The sequence below is a fragment of the Phenylobacterium sp. genome, assembly GCF_036821595.1.
Lineage (GTDB): Bacteria > Pseudomonadota > Alphaproteobacteria > Caulobacterales > Caulobacteraceae > Phenylobacterium.
On the sequence record NZ_DAISJG010000003.1, the window covers coordinates 24412 to 49072 of the forward strand.

Annotated in this window: 24 protein-coding genes; 13 read left to right on the forward strand and 11 right to left on the reverse strand. The window is 73.0% G+C overall.

Going from position 1 to position 24661, the window contains the following annotated elements; translation table 11 throughout:
- Nucleotides 1–27 precede the first annotated feature (27 nt).
- Nucleotides 28–528, reverse strand: a complete 501-nt coding sequence (gene folK, locus V7Z97_RS02650) for a 2-amino-4-hydroxy-6-hydroxymethyldihydropteridine diphosphokinase (protein WP_334161248.1) — start codon at nucleotides 526–528, stop codon at nucleotides 28–30.
- A gap of 19 nt (nucleotides 529–547) precedes the next feature.
- On the opposite strand from folK, the gene V7Z97_RS02655 reads away from it, so the two are divergent.
- The 4 genes from V7Z97_RS02655 (at nucleotide 548) to V7Z97_RS02670 (ending at nucleotide 4277) form a co-directional block, all read left to right on the forward strand.
- Nucleotides 548–1156: a LabA-like NYN domain-containing protein gene (locus V7Z97_RS02655; protein ID WP_325458407.1), complete on the forward strand. Its 609-nt coding sequence runs from the start codon at nucleotides 548–550 to the stop codon at nucleotides 1154–1156.
- Entirely contained in the window at nucleotides 1143–1805 is a 663-nt protein-coding gene (locus V7Z97_RS02660; protein WP_334161251.1) for a uracil-DNA glycosylase, read from the forward strand. Before V7Z97_RS02655 ends, V7Z97_RS02660 begins: the two co-directional genes overlap by 14 nt.
- Before the next feature lie 340 nt (nucleotides 1806–2145).
- On the forward strand, nucleotides 2146–3528 hold the full coding sequence (locus V7Z97_RS02665) for a M20/M25/M40 family metallo-hydrolase (protein ID WP_334161425.1): 1383 nt from the start codon (nucleotides 2146–2148) through the stop codon (nucleotides 3526–3528).
- Between the two features lie 65 nt (nucleotides 3529–3593).
- A complete protein-coding gene (locus V7Z97_RS02670) occupies nucleotides 3594–4277 on the forward strand; it encodes a GNAT family N-acetyltransferase (RefSeq protein ID WP_334161252.1) in 684 nt (227 codons plus the stop codon).
- On the opposite strand, the gene V7Z97_RS02675 is transcribed toward V7Z97_RS02670, so the two are convergent.
- From V7Z97_RS02675 to dapA, 3 genes are all read right to left on the reverse strand, one after another.
- Nucleotides 4274–5005 (reverse strand): GNAT family N-acetyltransferase, encoded by a 732-nt coding sequence (locus V7Z97_RS02675; protein ID WP_334161254.1) that lies wholly within the window; start codon nucleotides 5003–5005, stop codon nucleotides 4274–4276. The genes V7Z97_RS02670 and V7Z97_RS02675 overlap by 4 nt on opposite strands.
- Before the next feature lie 2 nt (nucleotides 5006–5007).
- The gene (gene smpB, locus V7Z97_RS02680; RefSeq protein WP_334161255.1) at nucleotides 5008–5466 is read right to left on the reverse strand and encodes an SsrA-binding protein SmpB; all 459 of its coding nucleotides are present in this window, start codon (nucleotides 5464–5466) and stop codon (nucleotides 5008–5010) included.
- A 121-nt stretch (nucleotides 5467–5587) separates the two neighbouring features.
- Nucleotides 5588–6472, reverse strand: coding sequence for a 4-hydroxy-tetrahydrodipicolinate synthase (dapA, locus tag V7Z97_RS02685; protein ID WP_334161256.1), 885 nt, complete (start codon nucleotides 6470–6472; stop codon nucleotides 5588–5590).
- 172 nt (nucleotides 6473–6644) lie between these two features.
- Here dapA and V7Z97_RS02690 point away from each other — a divergent pair, with 172 nt between their 5' ends.
- Nucleotides 6645–8705 (forward strand): lytic transglycosylase domain-containing protein, encoded by a 2061-nt coding sequence (locus V7Z97_RS02690; protein WP_334161258.1) that lies wholly within the window; start codon nucleotides 6645–6647, stop codon nucleotides 8703–8705.
- Nucleotides 8706–8717: 12 nt separating this feature from the next.
- Here the strand turns inward: V7Z97_RS02690 and V7Z97_RS02695 are convergent, their stop codons facing one another.
- Genes V7Z97_RS02695 through V7Z97_RS02715 form a run of 5 tightly spaced genes read right to left on the reverse strand, consistent with a single transcriptional unit; the run spans nucleotide 8718 to nucleotide 12247 of the window.
- Complete coding sequence (locus V7Z97_RS02695) at nucleotides 8718–9086, reverse strand: hypothetical protein (protein WP_334161259.1); 369 nt, start codon at nucleotides 9084–9086, stop codon at nucleotides 8718–8720.
- A complete protein-coding gene (locus V7Z97_RS02700; protein WP_334161261.1) occupies nucleotides 9083–9841 on the reverse strand; it encodes an ABC transporter ATP-binding protein in 759 nt (252 codons plus the stop codon). The genes V7Z97_RS02695 and V7Z97_RS02700 overlap by 4 nt, the downstream gene beginning before the upstream one ends.
- The gene (locus V7Z97_RS02705) at nucleotides 9838–10824 is read right to left on the reverse strand and encodes a FecCD family ABC transporter permease (RefSeq protein WP_334161263.1); all 987 of its coding nucleotides are present in this window, start codon (nucleotides 10822–10824) and stop codon (nucleotides 9838–9840) included. Before V7Z97_RS02705 ends, V7Z97_RS02700 begins: the two co-directional genes overlap by 4 nt.
- A complete protein-coding gene (locus V7Z97_RS02710) occupies nucleotides 10821–11678 on the reverse strand; it encodes an ABC transporter substrate-binding protein (protein ID WP_334161265.1) in 858 nt (285 codons plus the stop codon). Before V7Z97_RS02710 ends, V7Z97_RS02705 begins: the two co-directional genes overlap by 4 nt.
- The gene (locus V7Z97_RS02715; protein ID WP_334161266.1) at nucleotides 11612–12247 is read right to left on the reverse strand and encodes a TetR/AcrR family transcriptional regulator; all 636 of its coding nucleotides are present in this window, start codon (nucleotides 12245–12247) and stop codon (nucleotides 11612–11614) included. Before V7Z97_RS02715 ends, V7Z97_RS02710 begins: the two co-directional genes overlap by 67 nt.
- A 141-nt stretch (nucleotides 12248–12388) precedes the next feature.
- On the opposite strand from V7Z97_RS02715, the gene V7Z97_RS02720 reads away from it, so the two are divergent.
- The 3 genes from V7Z97_RS02720 (at nucleotide 12389) to V7Z97_RS02730 (ending at nucleotide 15298) form a co-directional block, all read left to right on the forward strand.
- The gene (locus tag V7Z97_RS02720) at nucleotides 12389–13294 is read left to right on the forward strand and encodes a class I SAM-dependent methyltransferase (protein WP_334161268.1); all 906 of its coding nucleotides are present in this window, start codon (nucleotides 12389–12391) and stop codon (nucleotides 13292–13294) included.
- Nucleotides 13282–14082 (forward strand): TrmH family RNA methyltransferase, encoded by an 801-nt coding sequence (locus tag V7Z97_RS02725; RefSeq protein ID WP_442958003.1) that lies wholly within the window; start codon nucleotides 13282–13284, stop codon nucleotides 14080–14082. The genes V7Z97_RS02720 and V7Z97_RS02725 overlap by 13 nt, the downstream gene beginning before the upstream one ends.
- A 94-nt stretch (nucleotides 14083–14176) precedes the next feature.
- Nucleotides 14177–15298, forward strand: coding sequence for an NAD-dependent epimerase/dehydratase family protein (locus tag V7Z97_RS02730; RefSeq protein WP_334161269.1), 1122 nt, complete (start codon nucleotides 14177–14179; stop codon nucleotides 15296–15298).
- Here V7Z97_RS02730 and V7Z97_RS02735 read toward each other — a convergent pair.
- Both V7Z97_RS02735 and hrpB read right to left on the reverse strand, forming a co-directional pair.
- Nucleotides 15295–15858, reverse strand: a complete 564-nt coding sequence (locus tag V7Z97_RS02735) for a class I SAM-dependent methyltransferase (RefSeq protein WP_334161270.1) — start codon at nucleotides 15856–15858, stop codon at nucleotides 15295–15297. The genes V7Z97_RS02730 and V7Z97_RS02735 overlap by 4 nt on opposite strands.
- Before the next feature lie 23 nt (nucleotides 15859–15881).
- Nucleotides 15882–18317 carry an ATP-dependent helicase HrpB gene (gene hrpB / locus V7Z97_RS02740; protein ID WP_334161271.1) on the reverse strand — a complete coding sequence of 812 codons (2436 nt, stop codon included), beginning with the start codon at nucleotides 18315–18317 and terminating at the stop codon, nucleotides 15882–15884.
- A 138-nt stretch (nucleotides 18318–18455) separates the two neighbouring features.
- Between hrpB and V7Z97_RS02745 the strand changes: the two genes are divergently transcribed.
- The 5 genes from V7Z97_RS02745 (at nucleotide 18456) to V7Z97_RS02765 (ending at nucleotide 24657) form a co-directional block, all read left to right on the forward strand.
- The gene (locus tag V7Z97_RS02745) at nucleotides 18456–20036 is read left to right on the forward strand and encodes an amino acid permease (RefSeq protein ID WP_334161272.1); all 1581 of its coding nucleotides are present in this window, start codon (nucleotides 18456–18458) and stop codon (nucleotides 20034–20036) included.
- A 110-nt stretch (nucleotides 20037–20146) separates the two neighbouring features.
- A complete protein-coding gene (locus V7Z97_RS02750; protein WP_334161273.1) occupies nucleotides 20147–20827 on the forward strand; it encodes an MBL fold metallo-hydrolase in 681 nt (226 codons plus the stop codon).
- 40 nt (nucleotides 20828–20867) lie between these two features.
- The gene (locus tag V7Z97_RS02755) at nucleotides 20868–21611 is read left to right on the forward strand and encodes a response regulator (RefSeq protein WP_334161274.1); all 744 of its coding nucleotides are present in this window, start codon (nucleotides 20868–20870) and stop codon (nucleotides 21609–21611) included.
- Nucleotides 21608–22957: an ATP-binding protein gene (locus V7Z97_RS02760; protein ID WP_334161276.1), complete on the forward strand. Its 1350-nt coding sequence runs from the start codon at nucleotides 21608–21610 to the stop codon at nucleotides 22955–22957. Before V7Z97_RS02755 ends, V7Z97_RS02760 begins: the two co-directional genes overlap by 4 nt.
- Nucleotides 22958–23091: 134 nt before the next feature.
- Nucleotides 23092–24657, forward strand: coding sequence for an efflux RND transporter periplasmic adaptor subunit (locus V7Z97_RS02765; protein ID WP_334161277.1), 1566 nt, complete (start codon nucleotides 23092–23094; stop codon nucleotides 24655–24657).
- Nucleotides 24658–24661 lie beyond the last annotated feature (4 nt).

A 24661-nucleotide genomic window follows, 5' to 3' on the forward strand; every position in this document is an offset into this window, starting at 1 on the left:
GGCGCCGCGGCGGAGCCGACATTCCGGTCAGACCGGCCGCGCATCGAGCCCCACCGTGGCCTCGGCCGCAAGGTCGCGGGCGGTGCGGTCCAGCACCGGATGGCGCCAGTCCGGCAGGACCTCGGCCAGCGGTCCCATGACGAACAGCCGCTCGTGGGCGCGCGGATGCGGCAGGGTCAGGCCCGGGCTCTGGATCACCCGCCGGCCGTAGGCGATGAGGTCGAGGTCCAGGGTGCGGGGGGCGTTTCTTGCGCCGCGCTCGCGACCGAGCTCGGCTTCGATGCGCAAAAGGGCGTCCAGCACGGCCTGCGGACCCGCGTGCGCCTCGACAATCGCGATTCCGTTGCGATACTCAGGCGCAGAGGGGTCGGGCCAGGCGGCGGAGCGCCACCAGGACGATCTCGCGACGACAGGCAATTCCGCCTGGGGGAACCGCGCCAGAGCCGCTTCGAGCAGCGCCTCGCAGGAGGCGTAGTCGCCCGCCAGGTTGCCGCCGAGCGCCACGACCACGGCCTCGTCCGGCCGCACTTTCAGGATATCCGCTTCTATGACCTTCTACCCCACGGACCGGCTGGCGCTCTTCATAGACGGGGCCAATCTCTACTCGGCCGCCAAGGGCCTGGGCTTCGACATCGACTACCGCAAGCTGCTCGAGGAGTTCCGCAAGCGCGGCGTCCTCGTGCGCGCCTACTACTACACCGCCCTCGTCGAGGATCAGGAGTATTCGCCGATCCGGCCGCTGGTCGACTGGCTGGACTACAACGGCTACCGCCTGGTGACCAAGGCGGCGCGGGAATACACCGACGCCCAGGGCCGCAAGCGCTGGCGCGGCGACATGGATGTCGAGATCGCCGTGGACATGATGGAGATGGCGGGCGCGGCCGACCACCTGGTGCTGTTCTCGGGCGACGGGGACTTCCGCTGCCTGGTGGAGGCCGTGCAGCGCAAGGGCGCGCGGGTGACGGTGGTCTCGACCGTGAAGTCGCAGCCGCCGATGGCCTCCGACGACCTGCGGCGGCAGGCGGACACCTTCGTGGACCTGGCCGACCTGGCGGACATCATCGGCCGGCCCTCGCGCCTGCCGAGGTTCATCCAGGAGACGCGGGAGCGCGAGCGGCTGCACGCGGACGAACCGGACATCGATGCCGAGGCTTGAGGCGGACGCGGTCCTGGTCGGACCCGAGGCGCCGCGCGACTGCCCGATCTGCCCCAGGCTGGTGGCCTACCGGGCGGCCAATGCGGCCGGCAATCCGGACTGGTTCAACGGCGCGGTGCCCTCGTTCGGCGACGAGAGCGCGCGGCTGCTGGTGGCCGGGCTCGCGCCCGGCCGCACGGGGGCCAACCGCACCGGGCGGCCGTTCACCGGCGACCATGCCGGCTACCTGCTCTACGCGACCCTGAAGAAGACCGGCTTCGCCGTGGGCGAGTTCGACAAGGACGGCCGCGACGACCTGCGGCTGGTGGACTGCATGATCACCAACGCCGTGCGCTGCGCCCCGCCCGGCAACAAGCCGGAGACGATCGAGGAGGCGAGCTGCCGGCCGTTCCTGCAGGCCAGGCTCGCGGCCCTGCCGCGGCTGAAGGTGATCGTCACGCTGGGCGACGTCTCGCGCCGCAACGTGCTGCGGGCGCTGGGGCTGAAGGCCTCGGCGGGCATCGCCGGCCACGGGACCGAGTTCCCGGCCGGGCCCTACACGGTGCTGAACAGCTACCACTGCTCCCGGCTGAACACGAACACCGGCCGGCTGACGCCCGAGATGTTCGAGGCGGTGTTCGCGCGGGCGAGAGAGCTGATCGGGAAATAGAACCACGGAATACACGGATCACACGGACGGGGCCGCGCCATCCCGACGTGAACCACCAAGGACACCAAGGACACCAAGGACACCAAGAGGTCGCCGCCGGCCTCATCTCTCCTGCAAGGACGGCGCATTGAATCGCGCGCCGACGGCGCGCCTGGAGTCCTGACCCCGAAGCCGCGGCGTCCCAGGCTCGCTTGGCGATCTTGGCGTCCTTGGTGGTTCAAAACGAGGCTGCATGGGGTGAAGCAGATTCCCGGTACCTACGGGGGCTAGCGTCGCCGTGGGTTGGCGGCGTAGCGTCCCCGGCGCGTCTCAAGTCGGGGGAGTTCAAGCGTTGCGTCTCATGAAGTCGGCCGCCGTGGCGGTCCTGATCGCCGGGCTCGCGGGGCCGGCGCTCGCCAAGCCGGATGCGGCGGCCCACGCCGAGGCGCTGGAGATCCTCACCAAGGGCATCGCGTTCCGGACCGTGATGGGCCACCAGGACCAGACGGTGGCCTATGCGGAGTACCTGAAGGGGGTGCTGGTCAAGGCGGGCATCGACGCCGCCGACATCAGGATCACGCCGTCGGACGGCACGGCCTACATGACCGCCCGCTACCGCGGCCGCGACGCGAGGAAGAAGCCGATCGTCGTCCTGGGCCACATGGACGTGGTGGAGGCCCGGCGCGAGGACTGGACGCGCGACCCGTTCACCCCGGTGGTGGAGAACGGCTACGTCTTCGGCCGCGGCGCGGTGGACAACAAGTTCGACGTCTCCATGGCGGTGGCGACGCTGGCCCGCCTGAAGCGCGAGGGCTGGACGCCCGGCCGCGACGTGATCCTGGCGCTGTCCGGCGACGAGGAGACGGCCATGGCCACGACCCAGAAGCTCGCCGCCGAGCTGAAGGGGGCGGAGATGGCGCTGAATTCCGACGGCGGCGGCGGCCTGCTGGACGAGGCGGGCCAGGCGGTGGTCTACGGCCTGCAGGCCGGCGAGAAGACCTACGCCGACTTCACGCTCACCGTCACCGACCCCGGCGGCCACTCCAGCCGACCCGGAAAGACCAATGCGATCGACACGGTGGCGCAGGCCCTTGTGAAGGTCGGCGCCTACCAGTTTCCGGTCATGCGCTCGGAGCTGACCGACGCCTACTTCCGCGCCAGCGCGCCGAAGACCGGCGGGGCCACCGGCGAGGCGATGAAGCGCTATGTGGCCAACCCCGACGACAAGGACGCGGTCGCCGTCCTGGCGGCCGACCCGGAGTACGTGGGCCAGCTCAGGACCACCTGCGTCTCGACCCTGGTCTCGGGCGGGCATGCGGTGAACGCCCTGCCCCAGCGCGCCACGGCCAACATCAACTGCCGCATCTTCCCCGGCACGCCGTCGGAGAGCGTGCGCCAGGAGCTGGTGCGGGTGATCGGCGACCCCTCGATCACGGTGGAGCGGGTGGTGGGCGACGGGGCCATCGACAGCCCCGCCTCGCCGCTCCGGCCCGACGTGATGGCGGCGGTGAAGAAGGCGGTGAACGCCCGCTATCCCGGCCTGACCATCGTGCCGTCCATGTCGGCGGGGGCGACGGATTCCATGCACTTCCGCGCCGCCGGCGTGCCGAGCTATGGCGTCGCGGGCCTGTTCATGAAGTCGTCCGACGATTTCTCCCACGGGCTGAACGAACGGGCGCCGGTGGCGGCCATCGACGGCTCGCTGGCGCACTGGGAGAGCCTGCTGAAGGACCTGGCGAAGTAGCGGGGAGCGGACGCGGCGTCCCGCCGGAGCTGGACCGTGGCGCGGGCCGCGCTATCTGAGAGCCGATGACCGACGCCCATCCGCTCGACCGGCCGATCTGGGCCGCCCTCTCCGGCCGCCAGGCGAACTTCGCGCTGGGCGACGGCCCCGCGCGCCGCATCGCCACCGACGTGGGCGTGTTCGTGGCGGCCCGGGACGACAGCCCCGAGAGCCTGGAGGCGCTCGCCGGACTGGTGCGGGCCCACGGCGAGTCCTGGCGCATGGAGGTGGGCGCCGCGCCCGTGCCGGGGACCGAGACGCTGAGCGAGGCGGTCGGCGTTCAGATGGTGGCCGAGGCGCTGACGGACGCGCCGGCCCCGGCCTTCGCCTTCGAGCCGCTCACGGACGCGGACGCCCCGGCCATGCTGGCGCTGGCGACCCTGACGAAGCCGGGCCCGTTCGCGGCGCGCACCCACCAGCTCGGCGACTTCGTGGGCGTGAAGCTGGACGGCGAGCTGGTCGCCATGGCCGGTGAGCGGCTGAGGCCCGAGGGGTTCACCGAGGTGAGCGGGGTCTGCACCCACCCCGACCACCGCGGAAAGGGCTACGCGGCGGGGCTGATGCGCCACGTGGCGGGAAGGATCCTGGCGCGGGGCGAGACGCCGTTCCTGCACGCCTACGCCAGCAACACCGGGGCCATCGGCCTCTACGAGACCCTGGGCTTCCGTATCCGGACGCAGGTGATCGTCAGCGCGCTCCGCGCCGCCTAGGCCTGGCGCCAGTAGCTGTAGCGCCAGGCGGTGCGGAAGCCGGCCTTGCGGTAGAGGCTGCGCGCGGGGTTCCCCTCCTCCACCTGCAGGAAGACCCGGCCGAGGCCGCGGGCCTGCATCTCGCGGCCCAGGGCGGTGAGCACCCGGCCGGCATGGCCCTGGCCGCGCCGGCGAAGGGCGGTCCGCATGCCGTGGATCCCGGCCCAGCCATGACCGAAGGAGGCGACGCCCACCGCCACGGTCTCCCCGTCCACGCGGGAGGCGCCGAAGGCCGCACCGGGCGAACGGGACAGGACGCGGACCCGATGGGCGCCGTCGGCGGGGTCGAAGCCCTCGCCGAGGAAGACCGCCGCCCAGGCCTCGTCGGGCGCGCCCAGCACCTCGGCGGGCGGATCCGCGAAGGCCGCGAGCCGGGCGACGTCGCCGGTCTTCACCAGGGTGGGCTGCTTCGGCGCATAGCCGCGGCGGGCCAGTTCGGCGCGGACCGCTTCCAGTCCGGGGGCATCGGCGATGCGGAACGCCGGCGCCAGACCCCGGGCGTGGTAGGCGGCTTCGATCGCGTCGAGGGCCGCAGGGCCGAGGTCATGCCGCAGGGGCGCGGCGCTCCTCGCCCGGCCGATGGTCCCGTTGTCGAAGGGGACGAGCCAGCCGTCGATCTCGGCGACCTCAGGCGGGGCGACGGCGGCGACCGTGGCGCGCTCCAGGGCCTCGACCTCGGCGGCGTCCACCGTCAGCCCTTCTCCCGCATCAGCCGGGCCTTGTCGCGCTGCCAGTCGCGGGCGGCGGCGGTCTCGCGCTTGTCGTGTTCCTTCTTGCCCTTGGCGAGGGCGACCTCGAGCTTCGCGAGGCCCTTGTCGTTCCAGTAGAGCTTCGTCGGGATGATCGTGCGGCCCTCGCGCTGCACGGCGCCGATGAGCTTGTCGATCTGCTTGCGCTTGAGGAGCAGTTTCCGGTGACGCCGGGGCTCGTGGTTGAAGTGCGGGCCGGCCTGGGCGTAGGGCGGGATGTCGGCGTTCACCAGCATGATCTGGTCGCCCTCCACCGCGGCGTAGCTCTCGGCGATGTTGGCCTTGCCGTTGCGCAGGGACTTCACCTCGGACCCGGTGAGCGCGATGCCGGCCTCGAAGGTCTCTTCGAGGAAATAGTCGAACCGCGCGCGGCGGTTCTCGGCGATGAGCTTTCCGGCCATCGCTAGACCCGCTCATTCCCGCGGAGGCGGGAACCCAGGTGCTTTTGCCGCGAGCCCGGGCCGAACAGGAAAAGGCCTGGGCCCCCGCTTTCGCGGGGGTGAGCGGGGATGGGACGGCGCATCAGAGGACACCCGCTTCCCGCATGGCTTCCAGCACCTCGCGGCGGGAGGCTTCCGAGGCGGGGACGATGGGCAGCCGCACGTCCTCGGCGCAGAGGCCGAGGTGGGCGAGCGCGTACTTGGTGGGCGCGGGTGAGGCGTCGGAGAACAGGGCCTTGTGCAGGCGCACGAGGCGATCCTGACCCTGCAGGGCGCCGGCCCAGTCGCCGGCCAGGGCCGCGTCGTAGAAGGCGGCGCACTGCTCGGGGGCGACGTTGGCGGTCACCGAGATGCAGCCGTGGCCGCCGTGGGCCATGTAGCCGAGCGCCGTCGGATCGTCGCCGGAGAGCATCACCCAGTCCTCGCCGCAGGCCAGCCGCTGGAGGCTGGCGCGGGCCAGGTCGCCGGTGGCGTCCTTGATCCCCACGATGTTCGGCAGCTTCGCCAGGCGGGCGAGGACGTCGTTGGAGATGTCGACGCTGGTGCGGCCGGGCACGTTGTAGACCAGCACCGGCAGCTGCACGGCCTCGTTGATCGCCGCATAGTGGGCGTAGAGGCCCTCCTGGCTCGGCCGGTTGTAGTAGGGCGTGACCACCAGGGCCGCGTCGGCGCCCACGGTCTTGGCGTGGCGGACCAGCTCGATCGCCTCGGCGGTGGAGTTGGAGCCCGCACCGGCCACCACGGGCACGCGGCCCCGGGCGGTCTGCACGCAGAGCTCCACCACGCGGCGGTGCTCCTCGTGGCTGAGGGTCGCGGTCTCGCCCGTGGTGCCGACGGGCACGAGGCCGTGGACGCCGCCGGCGATCTGACGCTCGACGAGCGCCACGAAGGCGTCCTCGTCCACCGCTCCGTCGCGGAAGGGCGTCACAAGCGCCGGGAGGACGCCCCGGAACAGAGGGTCGGTCATGGTCTGCAAAAAGCCGTGAATAGAGCGCTTGTTAAGCGACGTTCAGAATTTGCCGGACATTATCGGGTTGCGGGTCGCGCCCGCAATCTCGATGTCAGCGTTCCAAAAACCCCGGGGGCGAGAGTTGCACGCCAAGGTCCGTAAAGCGCTTCTCCTGTCAGGTGTGGTCCTGATGGCCGGCACGCTGGCGCGCGCGCAATCCTCCGATCCGGTCGGCGACCTGATCGCGACCACGGCCGCCGCGCCGCCCGAGGCGCCCGCCCCCGTCACCCAGCACCAGACCGTGCGCCGGCCGCTGTCGGACGCCGACGCCGCCAACTTCCGCCGGGCGGTCGATTCGGCCCGCCGCGCCGACGTCACCGGCGCGCGCACGGCGATCGCCGGCATCCGCGATTCGCTGGCCCGGAAGGCCGCCACCTGGACGCTGGTGGACGCCAATTCCGAACAGCTCAGCTTCTTCGAGGTGGACAACGCCCGCCGAGAGCTCTCCGGCTGGCCCCGGGAGGCCCGGCGGATCAACGCCGCCGAGAAGCTGATCGAGACCTCCGGCAAGAGCCCGCACCAGATCGTCGAATGGTTCGGCGGGCGCGAACCGCGCACGGCCCACGGCGCCCTGGCGCTGGCGTCCGCGCACCGGGCGCAGGGCCGCAACGCCGAGGCCGCGGCCCTGATCCGGCGCTGGTGGCGCGACAAGAGCTTCGAAGCCGACGTCCAGCGCAGCATCCTGGCGCGCTTCGGCGACGTCCTGACCCTGGACGACCACGCGCGGCGGGCCGACATCCTGCTCTACGGGCCGCAGGGCCCGGCCACGCGGGACATCGTCGCCCTGCTGCCCGCCGACCAGCGCGCCGCCGCCGAGGCGCGGATGGCCCTGCGTTCCGGGGCCGGCAACGCCAACGCCCTGCTGAACGCCCTGCCGGCGAACGTCGCCCAGAGCCCGGGCGTGGCCTTCGAGCGCGCGGCCTTCCTGCGGCGCGGCGGACTGGACACCCTGGCCTCCGCCCAGCTGCCCTACTTCCCGAAGGAGGTCGCCACCTCCGAGCAGGCGGACAAGATCTGGTACGAGCGCCACCGGCTGGTGCTGGCGGCGCTGCGCAACGGCGACGCGCGCACCGCCTACGCCGCGGCGGCCGACAGCGGCCTGCGGGAGGGCGGCGACGCGGCCGACGCCGAATTCTACGCGGGCTGGATCGCCCTGACCCGGCTGAAGGACGCCGACCGGGCGGCCCGGCACTTCGCCGCCATCGAGCGCATCGGCTCCTCGCCGATCACCCGGGCGCGGGCCTTCTACTGGCAGGGCCGCGCAGCCGAGGCCAAGGGCGACCACGCCGCGGCCCAGGAGTTCTACGCGCAAGGGGCCCAGCACTACGCCACCTTCTACGGCCAGCTCTCGGGCGAGAAGCTCGGGATGCAGCTCGTGCTCGGCAAGGACCCGGCGCTGACCCCGGCCCACCGCGCCCGCTTCGAGGGCCGCGACGAGGTGCAGGCCATGCGGCTGTTCTTCGACCAGGGCTACCGCGACCTGTTCCGGGCCTTCGCCCTGGCGCTGGACGACACCCTGCCGACGGTCGAGGACCAGGCCCTGCTGGTGGACGCCGCCCGCGGCTACGGCGACCAGGACACCTCCATGAAGGTGGTCCGCGCGGCCGCCCAGCGCGGCATGCTGCTGCCGGAGCGCGGCTATCCGTACCGGACCCCGCCGTCGGTGGCGAACGCCCCGGAGCCGGCCCTGGTGCTGGCGATCACCCGGCAGGAGAGCGGCTTCGACCCGCTGGTCCGCTCCGGCGTCGGCGCGCGCGGCATGATGCAGCTGATGCCGGCCACGGCCCAGATCGTGGCCCGCAGGATCGGCGTCGGCTATTCGCCCGGCATGCTGGACGAGCCGGACTACAACATGCGCCTGGGCTCCAGCTACCTCGGCCAGGTGATCGGCCAGTTCTCCGGGTCGTACGTCATGGCGACTGCGGGCTACAACGCCGGGCCCGGGCGGCCGACCCAGTGGTCGGGCTTCTGCGGCGACCCGCGCGGCGGGACCACCGACCCGATCGACTTCATCGAGTGCATCCCGTTCTCGGAAACCCGGAACTATGTGATGCGGGTGATGGAGGGGATGCAGGTCTACCGGGCCAAGCTCCACGGCGGCGCCGTGCCGATCACCCTCTCCAACGACCTGAAGCGCGGCGGCTACGGCTATCCGCCGGCGGCCCAGACCCAGGTGACCAGCGCGAACTGACGCCCTGGGGCGTCAGCGGGCCGGCCGGGTCCTGAGCCGGGCCAGGACGAACAGGACGGCGAGCGCGAGGTCGACGGTGGCGAAGGCGACCACCGGCGGCTCCACCTCGCCGCGGGCGTACAGCCACCAGACCGGCAGGCCGAAGGCCAGCTTCTCGACCACCGACGGCAGCATCAGGGGGCGGAAGCGCGCCGGATCGCGGCCGATCACCAGGAAGACGAGCTGGAAGGCGAGCGCCGTGCCGACGAAGCCGTAGAAGTTCTCCGGATAGGCCATCGGGCCGCCCTGGGCCTCGACGGCGCCGCGCAGGAACAGCATCGGCGTCAGGGTGACGACGCCGTAGGCGCCGGCGAGCGTGAACACCCATTTCGCGAAGCTCATGGCTGCGCCCTCCCGGCCGCCAGCATGGGACCGTGCGGCGAATCCGCCAAGCCGCCGTCCAGGCGGAAGGCGCGGCGCAGGATCTCGGGAGATAGCGCCTCGGCGGGCGGACCGTCGGCGACGACCTTCCCCTCGTGCAGGATGACGAGACGGTCGCAGGCGCGGGCGGCCAGCCCCAGGTCGTGGAGGGTGAGGACGACGCCCGCGCCGCGCTGCGCCTCCTCGCGCAGCAGGTCGAGCGCCAGGAGCTGGGCGTCGGGGTCGAGGCCGGCGACGGGCTCGTCGGCCACCAGCAGGGGCGCGCCGGCGACCAGCAGGCGGGCCAGCAGCGCCCGGGCCCGCTCGCCGCCGGACATGTCGAGGACGCCGCGCGTCTCCAGCCCCTGCAGGCCGACGCGCGCCAGGGCGGCGAAGGCGCGGTCGCGGGCCTCCCTCGGCGGGCGGTGGAAGGCGCCCAGGCTGGCGACCCGCCAGGCCGGCAGGTTCCAGCCGACCCGGCGCTCCTGGGGCAGGTAGGCGCAGAGCGCGGCCCGCGCCGCTTCCGAGAGCCGGCGGACCGGCCGGCCGCCGAGCTCGGCCTGGCCGGCGTCGAGATGGGCGAGGCCGAGGGCGGCCCGCAGCAGGGTGGTCTTCCCCGCCCCGTTCGCGCCCACCACGCCGACGATTTCGCCCGAGGACACGGCGAGCCCGGCCTGGTCGAGGACCACCCGGGGCCCGCGGCGGACCACCGCGCCGGTGAGGCGGAGCGCCGTCATCCGCGCCAGCTCCGGGCGGCGCGCCAGGCGATCAGGGCGAACAGCGGGCCGCCGAACAGGGCGGTGACGACGCCCAGCTTCAGCTCCAGGTCGGTGGGGATCAGCCGCGCGGCGAGGTCGGCGGCGACCAGCAGGCCCGCGCCGGCCAGGGCCGAGGGGACGAGCACGCGGCCCGGGTCCGCGCCGGCTCCGGCGCGGACCAGGTGCGGCGCGGCGAGGCCCACGAAGCCGACGATGCCGGCCATGGCGACGGCCGCGCCGGTGAGCAGGGAGGCGCCGGCCACCGCGGCGGTGCGCAGGCGGGCCATGGGCAGGCCGGACAGCGCGGCGGTCTCCTCGCCGAGCGTCAGCATGACCAGGCCACGGGCGGCGTAGGCGCAGAGGCCGGCGCCGACGGCCATGGGGATCAGTTCGCGGCCGATGTCGTCCCAGTCGCGGTTCTCCACCGAGCCCAGCAGCCAGGAGAACACCTCCTGCAGGGTGACGGGCGACGGCGAGAAGTTGAACACCAGCGAGGTGAGCGCGCCGGCGAAGGCCGAGAGCGCCACGCCGAACAGGATCAGGGTCTCGGGTTCGCGGAAGCGGGCGGCGACGGCGGTGAGCAGCAGGCCGGCGGCCAGGGCCGCGGCCAGGGAGGCCGCCTCCACCGCGCCGGGCATGGCCGCGAAACCCAGGGAGATGGCGAGCGCCGCCCCCAGCCCGGCCCCGCCGGCCACGCCGAGCACGCCGGGGTCGGCCAGCGGGTTGCGCAGCAGGCCCTGCAGGACCGCGCCGGAGAGGCCGAGCGCCGCGCCGACCACCGCGGCGGCGACGGTGCGCGGCAGGCGGATGGCGAACAGCACCTCGTGCGGGCCGGAACCCGGCTCGGCGAAGGCCTGGGCGAGCTGGGCGGCGGTGAGCTGGGTCTCGCCGAGCAGCAGGCCGGCGGCCAGGAGGACGAGCAGGCCCAGGGCCAGGGACAGGTTGAGGACGAGGTCCCTCACCGGGGGGCCTTCGACGCCAGCAGCTCCACGGCCTCGCCCGCGCCCCAGTCGGGACAGGCCAGCATGGAGCCCGGCACGCTGGCCAGCGCCCGCTCGGCGGCGACCCGGCGCAGCACCCGGTGGCGGCCCGGCCCCCAGCTGTCGCCGGCGAGCTGGAAGGTGTCGAAGAAGCCCAGCACCACCCGCTCGGGCGGGTCGAGCACGAGCCCTTCCAGGGAGACGGTGCGGTAGCCGGGCCGGGTCTCGGCGTTGGTCAGGCCCGCGGCGCGCAGGACGGCGTCCACCAGGGTGCCGGGGCCGGCGGTGACGCCGCTGGGGGTCAGGTAGAGGACACGGGTCCCGCCCCAGGCGCCGGCGGCGCGGGCGAGCTGGCGGTCGAGGCGGGCGACCAGGGCCTCGCCGCGGGCCGGCTGGTCCAGGGCCGCGGCGACCTTGCGGATGTTGGCGCGCAGGCCCGGGAAGTCGGTGGCCTCGTCGATGGTCACCACCCGCACGCCGCGGTCCTCGAGCCGGGCGATCAGGCGGGGATCGCCGCCCCAGTAGCGGACGACGACGTCGGGGCGGGCGGCGAGCGCGGTCTCCAGGTCGACCCGGCGGCGCGGCAGGCCGGCGGCCCGGGCCCGCAGGCGGGAATCGGCGTCGTCGGCGCGGGTGGAGAGGCCGGCGATGGCCTCGCGGGGGCTGAGCGCCAGGACATACTGGTCGGCGCACTGGTCGAAGGCCAGGACCCGGGGCGCGGCCTGGACGCCCGGCGCGGCGGCGAGGCCGAGCGCCAGGGCCGCAAGGATCAGTCGACCACGAGGCCGTGCAGCAGGCCGTCGAGGGTGACCTGCATCAGCGCCTGGTGGTCGCACCAGCCGAAGTTCGGCCGGGCGGCGAGCAGGGCCACCACGCCATGGCACGACATCCACAGGGCCTGGGCCGCGGAGTCGGCCGTGCCCGTGCGGAGCCTGCCGGACGCCGCGATCTCGCGGACCACGCCTGAGAAGATCTCGTAGCATTGGGTGGAGAGGTCGACCGTGTCCTCGGGCCAGAGCCCTGCCGATAGCGGACGCGGCGCCGAATACACAAGCTGATAGGCGTTCGGATGGTCCAGGCCCCAGCGCATGTAGGCCTTGAGCATCATCTTCACCCGCACGACGGCGTCGAGCGGCTTGCCGGCGATCTCGGTGTTGCGCTCCAGGAGCTGGCGCAGGGTCCCCTCGCAGATCTCGAGAAGGATGCAGCCCTTGTCGGGGAAGTGCATGTAGAGGGCGGTGGAGGAGACCCCGACCTCGTCGGCGATCTTGCGGATGGTGGCGCCCTCGTAGCCCTCGGCGACGAAGATGCGCTCGGCCGCGTCCAGGATCTCGGCGCGGCGCAGGTGACCGTCGCCCTTGGCCTTGCGCGCCGAACGGCGGGCGGTGGCGGCTGAAGCAGACAAAGCGTTTCCCCCAGGTACTCTCTTTGGGGCGTACCGGACCCCAAAACCCGGAATGTTACAAGCCCGCGACACAACCGGAGCGACGCTGGGCCGCGCCGCGCACTGGACGGAGGCGGCGCGAACCGCGTAAGGCGCGCAGCCATGAGCGCGCGCGATCCCCTCGTGGCCGAGGCGCCCGGCGTGATGCGCACGCGGGGCTGGGCCGACTACGCCCTGGTCGATTCGGGCGGCGGCCGGAAGCTGGAGCGCTACGGCCCCTACACCGTCGTGCGGCCCGAGCCGCAGTGCCTGTGGTCGCCTGCCCTGCCGGAGAGCGCGTGGGCCGAGGCCGACGCGGTGTTCGACCCCACGAACGAGGACGAGGACGCCGGCCGCTGGCGGTTCCGCGGCAAGCCGGCCGACGCCTGGCCGCTGGCCTGGGGCGAAGCGAAGTTCCTGGCCCGGTTCACCGCCTTCCGGCACCTGGCCTTCTTTCCGGAGCAGGCGGCGAACTGGGCCTGGCTCGACGCGCGCATCCGCAGCCGCGGCGGCCAGCCCAGGGTGCTCAACCTGTTCGGCTACACGGGCGTCGCCAGCCTGGTCATGGCGGCGGCCGGGGCGCACGTGACCCATGTGGACGCGTCGAAGAAGGCCGTGGCGATGGCGCGGGAGAACGCCGAGCTCTCGGGCCTCGCCGACCGGCCGATCCGCTGGATCACCGAGGACGCGCGCAAGTACGTCGCCCGGGAGGCCCGCCGCGGCTCGCAGTACGACGGGATCATCCTGGACCCGCCGAAGTACGGGCGCGGCCCCACCGGCGAGGTCTGGCGGCTGTTCGAGGACCTGCCCGAACTTGCCGGCCTATGCGCCGGACTTCTTTCGGAAAACGCCTCGTTCCTGATCCTCAACGCCTACGCCGAACGGATCTCCGGGGCGGCGCTGGCGGGCCTGCTGTCGGAGAAGCTGAAGGGCCGCGGCGGCGGCATCGAATGGGGCGAGCTGGCGCTCGTCCAGGACGGCGGCGCGCGCGAGATCGGCATGAGCTTCTACGCGAGATGGGCCTCTTGAGCGCCCGGGCGATCAGCTCGCTGCAGAACCCGACGGTGAAGGCCGTCCGCGCCCTGCACATGCGCAAGGAACGCGACGAGACCGGGCTGTTCGTCGCCGAGGGGCTCAAGAACGTCATCGAGGGGATCGACACCGGCCACGCGCCCAGGATCCTGATGCACGGCCCGGACGCCGCGGCCCATCCCATGATGCGCAAGGCGGTGCAGGCGACGCAGGGGTCCGGCGGCGAGGTCATCGAGGTCACCCACGACATCCTGGCCAAGGTCTCGCGGCGCGAGAACCCGCAGGCGGTGGTGGGCGTCTTCCCGCAGGCGTTCCGGCCGCTGGAGCAGGTGGAGCCGGGCCCGGCGCAATGCGTGGTGGCCCTGCACCGCGTGCGCGATCCCGGCAACCTGGGAACCATCGTGCGGACGGCGGACGCCGCCGGCTGCGGCGGGGTGATCCTGGTGGGCGAGTGCTGCGACCCCTATTCGGTGGAGGCGGTGCGGGCGACCATGGGCTCGATCTTCGCCGTGCCGCTGACGCGGGCGACCGAGGCCGAGTTCGCCGCCTGGCGGGCGGGCTGGGCAGGCTCGGTGGTCGGCACCCTGCTCACCGCCGCCGCGAGCCACGCGGAGGCGGCCTACCGCAAGCCGGCGCTGATCCTGATGGGCAACGAGCAGCAGGGCCTGACGCCCGAGATGGCCGCCCTGCCCGACCTCAACGTGAAGATCCCCATGCGCGGCCGGGCCGACAGCCTGAACCTGTCGGTGGCCACGGGGATCATGATCTACGCGGCCACCGCCTAGACACGGCCGTCCGTCGCAGGCGGCTTGAATCCGTCCGTGGACGCCGGGATCATGGCTGCGCCGCCCGGTCCAGGCGGACTGACAGGGAACCGCCATGCCGACGCGCCGCCGACTGATGGAATACGCCGCCCTCGCCGCGCCGGGGCTGGCCCTGGGGAGCGCCGCCATGGCCCAGCCGGCGCGGAAGCCCCTGCGCATCCTGATCCTCGGCGGCACCGGCTTCATGGGGCCGCACCAGGTGCGCTACGCCCTGGCGCGAGGGCACAAGCTGACCCTGTTCAACCGCGGGCGGCGGCCGCAGGACTGGCCGGCCGAGGTGGAGGAGCTGACCGGCGACCGCAACGCCGGCGACCTGAAGGCGCTGGAAGGCCGCGAGTGGGACGTCTGCATCGACAACCCGACCACCCTGCCCTTCTGGGTCCGCGACGCGGGCCAGGCGCTGAAAGGGAAGGTGAAGCAGTACATCTTCGTCTCGACGATCTCGGTCTATGCGTCGAACGACAGGCCCGGCGACGAGACGGCGCCGCTCGCCCCCTATCCCGGCCAGGACCCGCTGGCCGAGACGGCCGAGACCTTCCGCGCCAACGGGGCGCTCTACGGGGCCCTGAAGGCGGCCAGCGAGCGGGAGGCGAAGCGGCAGTTCGGCGAGGCCGCGGTGACGATCGTGCGGCCGGGTCTGATCGTCGGGCCCGGCGACGAGACCGACCGCTTCACCTACTGGCCGGTGCGGCTGGCGAAGGGCGGCGAGGTGGCGGCGCCCGGCGACGGCAAGGACCCCGTGCAGTTCGTCGACGCCCGCGACCTGGCCGAATGGATCGTGCGCCTGGCCGAGACCGGGACCACCGGGACCTTCAACGGCACGGGGCCGAAGCAGCCCATCCCCATGGCCGAGATGCTGGACGTGGTCGGCAAGGCGCTGAAGTCGGACGCCAGGCTGACCTGGATCCCGGCCGATTTCCTGGCGGCGCAGAACGTGCGGATGTGGAGCGACATGCCGGTGTGGATCCCCGAGGCGGGCGAGACGGCCGGCTTCCACCACCGCGACGTCAGCCGGGCCCAGGCGGCGGGGCTGACCTACCGGCCGCTGGCCACGACCGCCGCCGACACCCTGGCCTGGTTCCGCACCCTGCCCGCCGAGCGGCAGGCGAAGCTCCGGGCCGGCCTGACGCCGGAGCGTGAGGCGGCCCTGCTGGCGGCCTGGAAGGCGAAGGCCTAGCCGGGCTTGCGCGCCCTGAGGGTGAACTGGAACTCGCGGGCGACATTGTTCTGCGCCCGGACCAGCCGGTTCACCTCCTCGGCTGTGAGCTCGCCGCGCGTGAACTGGCCGTAGTAGGGCTCGTCCAGCACGGTCACCTGGGTCTCGAAGACGAAGTCCACCCCGGCGTAGAGGGCGAGAGGGGTGTTCGCCCCGCCCTGCTCGGCCACCGAACGGCAGAGCTCCAGGTCCAGCATCTTCAGCGTCTGGGGCATCACCGGCCGCACGTGGGTGGGGTCGGAGACGAAGTTGTCGTGCCGGGGATGGGGCACATGGATCACCACCTGGGCCCCGGGCGCGCAGATCCGGTAGAGCTCGCGCATCATCGCCAGGAAGACGGCCGGGTCGGCGCCCATGTGCTCCAGGGAATGGATGAAGCGGACCTCGGTGGCGCAGCCGTCGGGCCACGGCCAGGGCGTCCGCTCGAGGTTCCAGACCTCGTCCGGCTCGCAGGCCGGCGTGGCGTCGACATTGACGTAGCCCGGCTGCTTGCGAAGGCCGCAGCCCATGTTGAACTTCATGGCGTCCTCCCTAGCACGACGCCTCACGTCCCGCGCGGCTTGGCCCGCGTGGTGGGGTCGGCCTGCGCCGGGTCCTCGGGCCAGACGTGCCGGGGGTAGCGGCCGCGCATGTCGGTGCGGACGTCCTTCCAGGAGCCCTTCCAGAAGCCCGGCAGGTCCCGGGTCGTCTGGATCGGCCGGTGGGCCGGGGAGAGCAGCGACAGGGTGAGCGGGACGCCGCCCACCGTCGGGTGTTCCGCCAGGCCGTAGACCTCCTGCACGCGCACCTCGACCTTCGGCCCGCCCTCGGCGGCGTAGTCGACGGCGAAGCTGTTGCCGGTGGGCGCGGTCCAGCGGGCGGGCGCCTCGGCCTCCAGGCGCCGCTGCAGGTCCCAGGGCACGAGGGTGCGCAGCGCCCCGTCTAGGACGTCGGGCCGCAGGTCCGAGAGCCGGCGGACGCCGGTGAGCAGCGGGGTCAGCCACTCATCCAGATGCTCGGCCAGGGCCGGGTCGGAGAGGTCGGGCCAGGCGTCGTCGCGGGCCCGCAGGAAGGCGACCCGCTCGCGTAGCGACTCGGCGGCCGCGCCCCAGGGCAGGACCTTCACGCCATCGGCCCGGACGCGGGCGGCGAGGGCCCGGGCGATCAGGGCCGGGTCGGGGTTGTCGTCCACCTGCTCGCGGACCACCAGGCGGCCGAGCCGCGTAAGCCGCTTCGCGCGCAGGCGTCCGCCGCCGCTCTCCTCCAGGCGGTCCTCGGTCGTGATCTGGCCCGCAAAGGCGTCGAGCAGCTCGGCCTCGTCCAGCGGGGCGGCCAGCAGGATGCGGTCGCGGCGGTCTCCGCCGCCCAGCTCGGCCACGGCCAGCCAGGTCTCGCGGGCGAGCGCGTCGGTCGGCTCCAGGAAGGCGCCGCGGCCGCTGACCAGCTGGAACTCGCCCTGCGGGCCGCGGGCGCGGGCGATGCGCTCCGGATAGGCGAAGGCCAGCAGCAGGCCGTCGGAGAGCGGCTCGCCCTTCCCCGCCCTTCCCGCCAGGGACGCCCAGCGGTCGGCCAGGGCGCGGGCGTCGCGGGCCCGGGGGCCGCGGTCGCGCTCCAGCCCCTCCAGGCGGTGGCGCAGGTCGGCGTCGCGGCCGCCGAGCCCCCGCTCGGTGACCAGGGCGGCGATTCGCGCCGCACGGGCCGCCTGGCCGGTCCCGGCGGCCTTCAGCACCATGTGGGCCAGGCGGGGCGGCAGCGGGACTTCCGACAACGCCTGGCCGTGGGGGGTGAGCACGCCCTCGGGGGTGAGCGCCTCCAGGCGCACGAGGAGCGCGCGGGCCTCGGCGAAGGCGGCGGCGGGCGGCGGGTCGAGGAAGGCGAGGTCCGAGGCGTCCTTCGCGCCCCAGCGGGCGAGGTCGAGGGCGAGGCCCGAGAGGTCGGCGTCGAGGATCTCCGGGTCGGCGTAGGCCGGCAGCGCCCGGGTCTCGGCCTCGTCCCACAGGCGGTAGCAGACGCCGGGCTCGGTGCGCCCCGCCCGGCCGCGGCGCTGGTCGGCGGCGGCGCGGCTGACGCGGACGGTGGCGAGGCGGGTCAGGCCGGAGGCCGGGTCGAAGCGCGGCACGCGGGCCAGGCCGCAATCGACCACGACGCGGACGCCCTCGATGGTCAGGCTGGTCTCGGCGATGGAGGTGGCGAGCACCACCTTGCGGCGGCCGGGCGGCGCCGGGCTGATGGCGCGGTCCTGGTCGGCGGGGCCGAGCGCGCCGTAGAGCGGGTCGATGTCCACGTCCGGACGGCGGACGCGCTCGGCCAGCCGCTCGGCGGTGCGCAGGATCTCCCCCTGCCCCGGGAGGAAGACGAGGATGGAGCCGGTCTCCTCGGCCAGCGCCTTCTCCACGGCGCGGACCACGCGGTCCTCCAGGCGCAGGCGTTCGTCGCGGCCGAGGTAGCGGGTCTCGACCGGATAGGCGCGGCCCTGGCTCTCGACCACCGGCGCGTCGCCCAGCAGCCGGGCGACCGCCGCGCCGTCGAGGGTGGCGGACATGACGAGCAGCTTCAGGTCCTCGCGCAGGAGCCCTTGCGCGTCGCGGGCCAGGGCCAGGCCGAGGTCGGCGTCGAGGCTGCGCTCGTGGAACTCGTCGAAGATCACGCAGGCGACGCCGGCCAGCTCCGGGTCGGCCAGCACCATGCGGGTGAAGACGCCCTCGGTGACCACCTCGATGCGGGTGGCGGCCGAGACCTTCGACTGCATCCGCACGCGGAAGCCCACCGTGCGGCCCACCGGCTCGCCCAGGGTCTTCGCCATCCGCTCGGCGGCGGCGCGGGCGGCGAGCCGGCGGGGCTCGAGCACGATGATCTTGCCCTGGCCGATCCAGGGCTCGCCCAGGAGCTCCAGCGGCACGACGGTGGTCTTGCCGGCGCCCGGCGGGGCGACCAGCACGGCCGCCGGGCTTTCGCGCAGCCGCGACTTCAGTTCGGGCAGGATCTCGTGGACGGGGAGCATATTTTCCCCGCCATAGCCGTGGTTGGGGGTGAGGTCACGCGCGGGGCGTTGCCTAGAGGGGCGTGCCTCACTAACGTCCGCGCCAACAGTCAACCGGCGGGCGCCCCAAGTCGCGCCGCGCCCAGGGGGAACGACCACATGAGCGTAGACGCCGCACCCCGCGGGAACAGGCTCTTCATCCGAAAATCCATCGAACAGGTCCAAAGGGAATCGCAGACCCACGGGCTGAAGCGCACGCTCGGCGCCTGGAACCTGGTGCTGCTGGGCATCGGCTGCATCATCGGCGCGGGCATCTATGTCATGACCGGCAACGCGGCGGCGAACTTCGCCGGCCCGGCCGTCGTCCTGTCCTTCATCGTCGCCTTCTTCGCCTGCGTCTTCGCGGGCCTCTGCTACGCGGAGCTGGCGTCCACCATGCCGGTGGCGGGCTCGGCCTACACCTATTCCTACACCACGCTCGGCGAGGTCTTCGCCTGGGTGATGGGCTGGCTGCTGGTGCTGGAATACGGCGTCGCCGCGGCCACCGTGGCGGCCGGCTGGTCGGGCAACGTGGTCTCCCTGCTGAAGGACTTCGGTCTGGTGATCCCGCCGGACCTCACGACCTCGTTCGTCCGCGCTGTCCAGCTTCCCCAGGGCGGCTTCACCTTCGAGAGCGGCGGCAGCTTCAACCTGCTGGGCGCCGCGGGCATCCTGGCGATCACCGTCCTGCTGGTGATCGGCATCTCGGAGTCGGCGACGGTCAACAACATCATCGTCTTCATCAAGGTCGGCGTGCTGCTGCTGTTCATCGGCATGGGCATCGCGTTCATCAACATCGACAACTGGACGCCGTTCATCCCGCCGAACGAGGGCGGCTTCACCTACGGGGTGCCGGGGATCTTCCGGGCCGCCTCGGTGATCTTCTTCGCCTATGTGGGCTTCGAGGCGGTCTCCACGGCCGCGGCCGAGGCCAAGAACCCGCAGCGCGACATCCCCATCGGGGTGCTGGGCTCGCTGATCGTCTGCACGATCATCTACATGATGGTGGCCGGCGTGCTGACCGGCGTGGTGCCCTTCCGCCAGCTGGGCGTGTCGGCCCCCATCGCGCTGGCGGTGGACGTCATGGGCATGACCTGGTTCTCGCTGCTGATCAAAATCGGCGCGGTGGCCGGCCTCACCTCGGTGATGCTGATCCTGACCTACGGCCAGAGCCGGATCTTCTTCGCCATGGCCAAGGACGGGCTGCTGCCGCGGTTCTTCTCCGTCCTGCACGAGAAGTTCCGCACGCCGTGGATCGGCACCATCGTGCTGGGCGTGATCATCGCGTTCGCGGCCTCCATGCTGCCGATCCAGATCCTCGGCGACCTGGTCAGCCTGGGCACGGCGACGGCCTTCGCCATCGTCTGCATCAGCGTCCTGTGGCTGCGGAAGAACCGTCCGGACCTGCACCGGCCGTTCCGCGCGCCGCTCGGGCCCGTGACGCCGATCCTGGGCATCATCTTCGCCCTGATCATGATCGCGCCGCTGGTCATGGACATCTTCGCCAAGGCCGCCTCGGGCGACCCGATCCCGGCGATCCTGCTGGGCGGCTACTTCGCCATCGGGGCTGCGCTCTACGCCTTCTACGGCTACCGCAACTCGCGGCTGGGCAACGGCCTGCCGCAGGTGGACGCCGACCAGGACGCCGGCACCGGTCCCGAACAGGCGATCGCGCACGGCATCCGCGACGGCAACGCCTAGGCGTTCCGGCGCTCGCGACAAAGGAAGGGCGGGGCCTCGGCTCCGCCCTTTTTCGTTCCGCCCCCGCCGCCCTTCCAATTTGGCCGGTGAATCCCGATCATAGGGGCGACATGAACGCCACCTCCCCGCCCGAGCCGCCGATCCGCGCCGTGATCGCGCCGGTGACCCCGCTGCAGCAGAACTGCACCATCGTCTGGTGCTCGAAGACCAAGAAGGCCGCGATCATCGATCCGGGCGGCGAGGTCGAGCGGCTGCTGGCGGCGCTGAAGCAGTACGGCCTGACGCTCGAGAAGATCTGGATCACCCACGGCCACCTCGACCACGCCGGCGGCGCCGCGGCGCTGAAGGCCGCCACGGGGGTCCCCATCGAGGGCCCGCACCCGGACGACGCCTTCTGGATCGACGACATCGAGCAGTCCGGCGCCCGCTGGGGCATGCCGGAGGCGCGCAGCTTCACCCCGGACCGGTGGCTGCACGACGGCGACCGGGTGACCCTCGGCGAGACCGAGTTCGAGGTCTACCACTGCCCGGGCCACACGCCGGGCCACGTGATCTTCTTCCACCCGGAGACGAAGTTCGCCCAGGTGGGCGACGTGCTGTTCCAGGGCTCCATCGGACGGACCGACTTCCCGCGCGGCAACCACGCCGACCTGATCCGCGCGATCACCACCAAGCTCTGGCCGCTGGGCGACGACGTCCGCTTCGTGCCAGGCCACGGGCCGATGTCCACCTTCGGCCAGGAACGGCGGACCAACCCCTTCGTCGCCGACGCCGTGCTGGCGGAATCGTGATTTCAGCGACGAAATCCGACTGTTACCGCCCGGCCCGACAATGCCGGCCATGGAGCTGCACGAAGACATGAGCCAGGCGGGCGCCCGCATCCTGATGGTGGATGACGACCCCGGCATCCGCGACGTGGTGTCCGACTTCCTCGGCCGCCATGGCTACAAGGTCGAGACCGCCGGCGACGCCAAGGAGATGGAGCAGGCGCTGGAGCGCGGGCCCGTCGACCTGATCGTGCTCGACGTGATGCTGCCGGGCGAGGACGGCCTGGCCGTCTGCCGGCGGCTGACCACCGGCGACGCCGCGCCGCCGATCATCATGCTCTCGGCCATGGGCGAGGACACCGACCGGATCGTGGGCCTGGAACTGGGCGCCGACGACTACCTGGCCAAGCCGTGCAATCCCCGCGAGCTGCTGGCCCGGGTGCGCGCGGTGCTGCGCCGCGCCGAACAGCGCACGACGGGCGCCGGCGTCGGCGCGGGCTGCGAGTTCGCCGGCTGGCGGCTGGACCTGGTGCGGCGCGAGCTGCGCTCGCCGCAGGGCGTGGTGGTGAACCTGTCGTCGGGCGAGTTCTCCCTGCTGCGCGCCTTCGTGGAACGGCCGCAGCGGGTGCTGACCCGCGACCAGCTGCTGGAGTTCGCCCGCGGACCCGACAGCGACGCCTTCGACCGGGCCATCGACGTGCAGATCAGCCGGCTGCGCCGCAAGCTCGACGACGGCGGCGGCCAGGACCTGATCCGCACCATCCGCAACGAAGGCTACATGTTCACCCCGAAGGTGAAGCGGGGATGAGCCGGTTCAGCCGCGGGCGGCCCACCGCCTCGCTGTTCGGGCAGCTCCTGACGCTCACCGGCCTGACGCTGGTGACGGCCAACATCATCAGCGTCCTGCTGATCTTCAACCTGCCGCCGCCGACGCCGGACTTCTACCGCCTCTCGGAGATCGTGCAGGCGTTCCGCGGGCCCGCGCCGGGCTTCACCGAACGGCGGCCGCTGGAGCTGGTCACCCGCAACGAGCCGCCGGGGCCGGCCATGGAAGGCCGCATGGCGCCGGAGATCCGCCTGCGCCTGTCGGAGGAGCTGGGCGTGCCGGTGGGCCGGATCGTGATCGCCGGCGACCGGGGTCCGTTCTCCGACCGGCGCGTCTTCCGCATCCTGCGCGACCGGATGGCCCGGGACGGCGGGCCGCGGGACGAGCACTTCCTGGTGGAGCCGTTCCAGGTGGCGGTGGCCCAGGCCGACGGCCGCTGGCTGGTGGTGCGGCCGCAGGCGGGCCTGGGGCTGAACCCCTGGCAGCAGCGGATCGCCCTGTGGTTCGTGCTCTCGGCCCTGGTGATGGCTCCGATCGCCTATGTCTTCGCCCGCCGGCTGTCGGCCCCGATCAAGCTGTTCGCCGACGCCGCCGAGCGGCTGGGGCGCGACCCGCGGGCGCCGCCGCTGGCCGTGCGCGGCTCGGCCGAGATCGCGGTCGCGGCCCAGGCGTTCAACGACATGCAGGGCCGGCTGCGCCGGTACGTGGAGGATCGCACGGCGATGATGGGCGCCATCGCCCACGACCTGCGCACCCCCCTCACCCGCCTGCGGTTCCGCATCGAGACCCTGCCGGACGACGAGCAGAAGGCGAAGATCTCGGCCGACATCGACCAGATGGAGGAGATGATCTCGGCCGCGCTCACCTTCGTGCGCGACACCACCCGGCCCGGCGAGCGCACGCCGCTGGAGCTCTCGTCGCTGCTCGAGAGCCTTTGCGACGAGATGGCCGAGACCGGAGCCCAGACCGAGGTGGAGTTCGGCGAGAAGGTGGTGCTGGACGGCGACCCGATGGCGCTCCGGCGTCTGTTCTCCAACCTGCTGGAGAACGCGGTGAAGTTCGGCGGGCGGGCGCGGGCGAGGGTGTTCCGCGAGGCCAGCAACGCGGTGGTGGAGATCGACGACGACGGCCCCGGCATACCGCCGCAGGAGACCGAGCGGGTGTTCGAGCCCTTCTACCGCCGCGAGCCCTCGCGCAGCCGGCAGACCGGCGGCATCGGCCTGGGGCTGGCCGTGGTGCGCTCCATCGCCCGCGGCCACGGCGGCGACGTGGCCCTGGTGAACCGGCCGGGCGGCGGGCTCACCGCGCGGGTCTCCCTGCCGATCTGAACGATGTTGCGGCGGCGCAAGGTTCGGGCCGCGCCTGAAATCGTTTCGCGACCGCAAGACACAGCTTGGCCGTGAAATCGCCGTGCAACGGCGTTCTGGTCTGACGAAGGCCCTTCGCCGCGCATCGAGACCCCATGGCCCCTCCCACCTCCGCCCGCCGCAGGCCGCGCCTCTCCCGGCCGCTGATCATCGGACTGGGCGTCCTGGCCCTGGTGATCGCCGCGATCGCCGCCCTGGCGCTTCGCCCGAAGGAGCCCAAGGACCCCTACCGCACGGGTGCGGTGGAGCGCGGGGCGATCACCCGCTCGGTCTCGGCGTCGGGCACGCTGCAGGCGCTCGAGCAGGTGGAGGTGGGCTCGCAGATCTCCGGCCTCGTTCAGCGGGTCCTGGTGGACTTCAACGACCCGGTCCGGCGCGGCCAGACGCTGGCGGTGATCGATCCCCAGACCTACCAGTCGCGGGTCGCCCAGAGCCAGGCGGACATCGACGCGGGCGTGGCGGCGCTGCGGCAGGCCGAGGCGACCCTGGCCAACGCCGAGGCCGACCACCGGCGCAAGAAGGAGCTGGTGGACCGGGGCTTCTACGCGCCCTCGGTGCTCGACCAGGCGACCGCGGCGCTGCGCAGCGCCCGGGCCGGCGTCACCGCCGCGCGCGCCCGCATCGCCCAGGGCCAGGCGCAGCTGCGCAGCCAGCAGGTGGACCTCGGCCGCACGACGATCGTCTCGCCCATCGACGGCCTCGTCATCGACCGCAAGATCGAGCCGGGCCAGACGGTGGCGGCGAGCTTCCAGGCGCCGGTGCTGTTCACCATCGCCCGCGACCTGTCGCGGCTGGAGGTGAAGATCAGCGTCGACGAGGCCGACGTCGGGCAGGTGCAGGAGGGCCAGGCGGTGCGCTTCACCGTCGACGCCTTCCCGGAGGACACCTTCCAGGGCCTCGTCACCGAGGTGCGCAAGCAGCCGACCACCGAGCAGAACGTGGTCGCCTATACGGTGATCGCCGAGGCGGACAATCCGCGGGGCCGGCTGCTGCCGGGCATGACCGCCAATGCCGACATCATCATCGAGACGCGGCCGAACGTCGTGAAGGTCCCGGCCGCGGCCCTGCGCTGGACCCCGCCGCAGGACGCCGCCCGGCCGGGAGCCGGCGGCCCGCCCGCCATGGGCGGCGGCCTGGTGGTCGGCGGCCCTGTCCGGCCGGGCGGCGGGCAGGCCAACGGCCAGCGGCAGGTGATGGGCGCCCAGGTGGCCGACCAGCTCGACCTCAACGCCGCCCAGCGGAAGCAGTGGGAGGCGATCTCCACCGAGATGCGCGAGAAGATCCGCGCGGCCATGGCGTCCTCCGGCGGCGACCGCGCCGCCGCGCGGGAGACCCTGACCCGAATCCGCAACGAGGCCTTCGCCAAGATCGAGCCGTCGCTCAACGCCGACCAGAAGGCCAGGCTGGCGGCGCTCCGGGCCACGCTGGCCGCCGGCGGCGGCGCGGGCGGGATGCGGGCCGGCGTGGTCTACGTCCTGAAGGACGGCAAGCCCTCCGCCGTCCCGGTCCGCGTGGGGGCCACCGACGGGACGTCCACGGAGGTGGCGAGCCCGCAGCTGAAGGTCGGCGACGAGGTCATCGTCGGCGGCGGCCCGAAGGCCAAGGTCCAGGCGCGCACCCCGCTCAGCGGCGGCGGCGGCCAGACCCGCGCGCGCATGTAGCGCG

Bases quoted from the DNA above. Each gene is read 5' to 3' on its own strand.
- V7Z97_RS02655 (WP_325458407.1), top strand. From the start codon at position 548: ATGACCTTCTACCCCACGGACCGGCTGGCGCTCTTCATAGACGGGGCC.
- V7Z97_RS02660 (WP_334161251.1), top strand. From the start codon at position 1,143: ATGCCGAGGCTTGAGGCGGACGCGGTCCTGGTCGGACCCGAGGCGCCG.
- V7Z97_RS02665 (WP_334161425.1), top strand. From the start codon at position 2,146: ATGAAGTCGGCCGCCGTGGCGGTCCTGATCGCCGGGCTCGCGGGGCCG.
- V7Z97_RS02670 (WP_334161252.1), top strand. From the start codon at position 3,594: ATGACCGACGCCCATCCGCTCGACCGGCCGATCTGGGCCGCCCTCTCC.
- smpB (WP_334161255.1), bottom strand. From the start codon at position 5,466: ATGGCCGGAAAGCTCATCGCCGAGAACCGCCGCGCGCGGTTCGACTAT.
- dapA (WP_334161256.1), bottom strand. From the start codon at position 6,472: ATGACCGACCCTCTGTTCCGGGGCGTCCTCCCGGCGCTTGTGACGCCC.
- V7Z97_RS02690 (WP_334161258.1), top strand. From the start codon at position 6,645: ATGGCCGGCACGCTGGCGCGCGCGCAATCCTCCGATCCGGTCGGCGAC.
- V7Z97_RS02695 (WP_334161259.1), bottom strand. From the start codon at position 9,086: ATGAGCTTCGCGAAATGGGTGTTCACGCTCGCCGGCGCCTACGGCGTC.
- V7Z97_RS02700 (WP_334161261.1), bottom strand. From the start codon at position 9,841: ATGACGGCGCTCCGCCTCACCGGCGCGGTGGTCCGCCGCGGGCCCCGG.
- V7Z97_RS02720 (WP_334161268.1), top strand. From the start codon at position 12,389: ATGAGCGCGCGCGATCCCCTCGTGGCCGAGGCGCCCGGCGTGATGCGC.
- V7Z97_RS02725 (WP_442958003.1), top strand. From the start codon at position 13,282: ATGGGCCTCTTGAGCGCCCGGGCGATCAGCTCGCTGCAGAACCCGACG.
- V7Z97_RS02730 (WP_334161269.1), top strand. From the start codon at position 14,177: ATGCCGACGCGCCGCCGACTGATGGAATACGCCGCCCTCGCCGCGCCG.
- V7Z97_RS02735 (WP_334161270.1), bottom strand. From the start codon at position 15,858: ATGAAGTTCAACATGGGCTGCGGCCTTCGCAAGCAGCCGGGCTACGTC.
- hrpB (WP_334161271.1), bottom strand. From the start codon at position 18,317: ATGCTCCCCGTCCACGAGATCCTGCCCGAACTGAAGTCGCGGCTGCGC.
- V7Z97_RS02745 (WP_334161272.1), top strand. From the start codon at position 18,456: ATGAGCGTAGACGCCGCACCCCGCGGGAACAGGCTCTTCATCCGAAAA.
- V7Z97_RS02750 (WP_334161273.1), top strand. From the start codon at position 20,147: ATGAACGCCACCTCCCCGCCCGAGCCGCCGATCCGCGCCGTGATCGCG.
- V7Z97_RS02755 (WP_334161274.1), top strand. From the start codon at position 20,868: ATGCCGGCCATGGAGCTGCACGAAGACATGAGCCAGGCGGGCGCCCGC.
- V7Z97_RS02760 (WP_334161276.1), top strand. From the start codon at position 21,608: ATGAGCCGGTTCAGCCGCGGGCGGCCCACCGCCTCGCTGTTCGGGCAG.
- V7Z97_RS02765 (WP_334161277.1), top strand. From the start codon at position 23,092: ATGGCCCCTCCCACCTCCGCCCGCCGCAGGCCGCGCCTCTCCCGGCCG.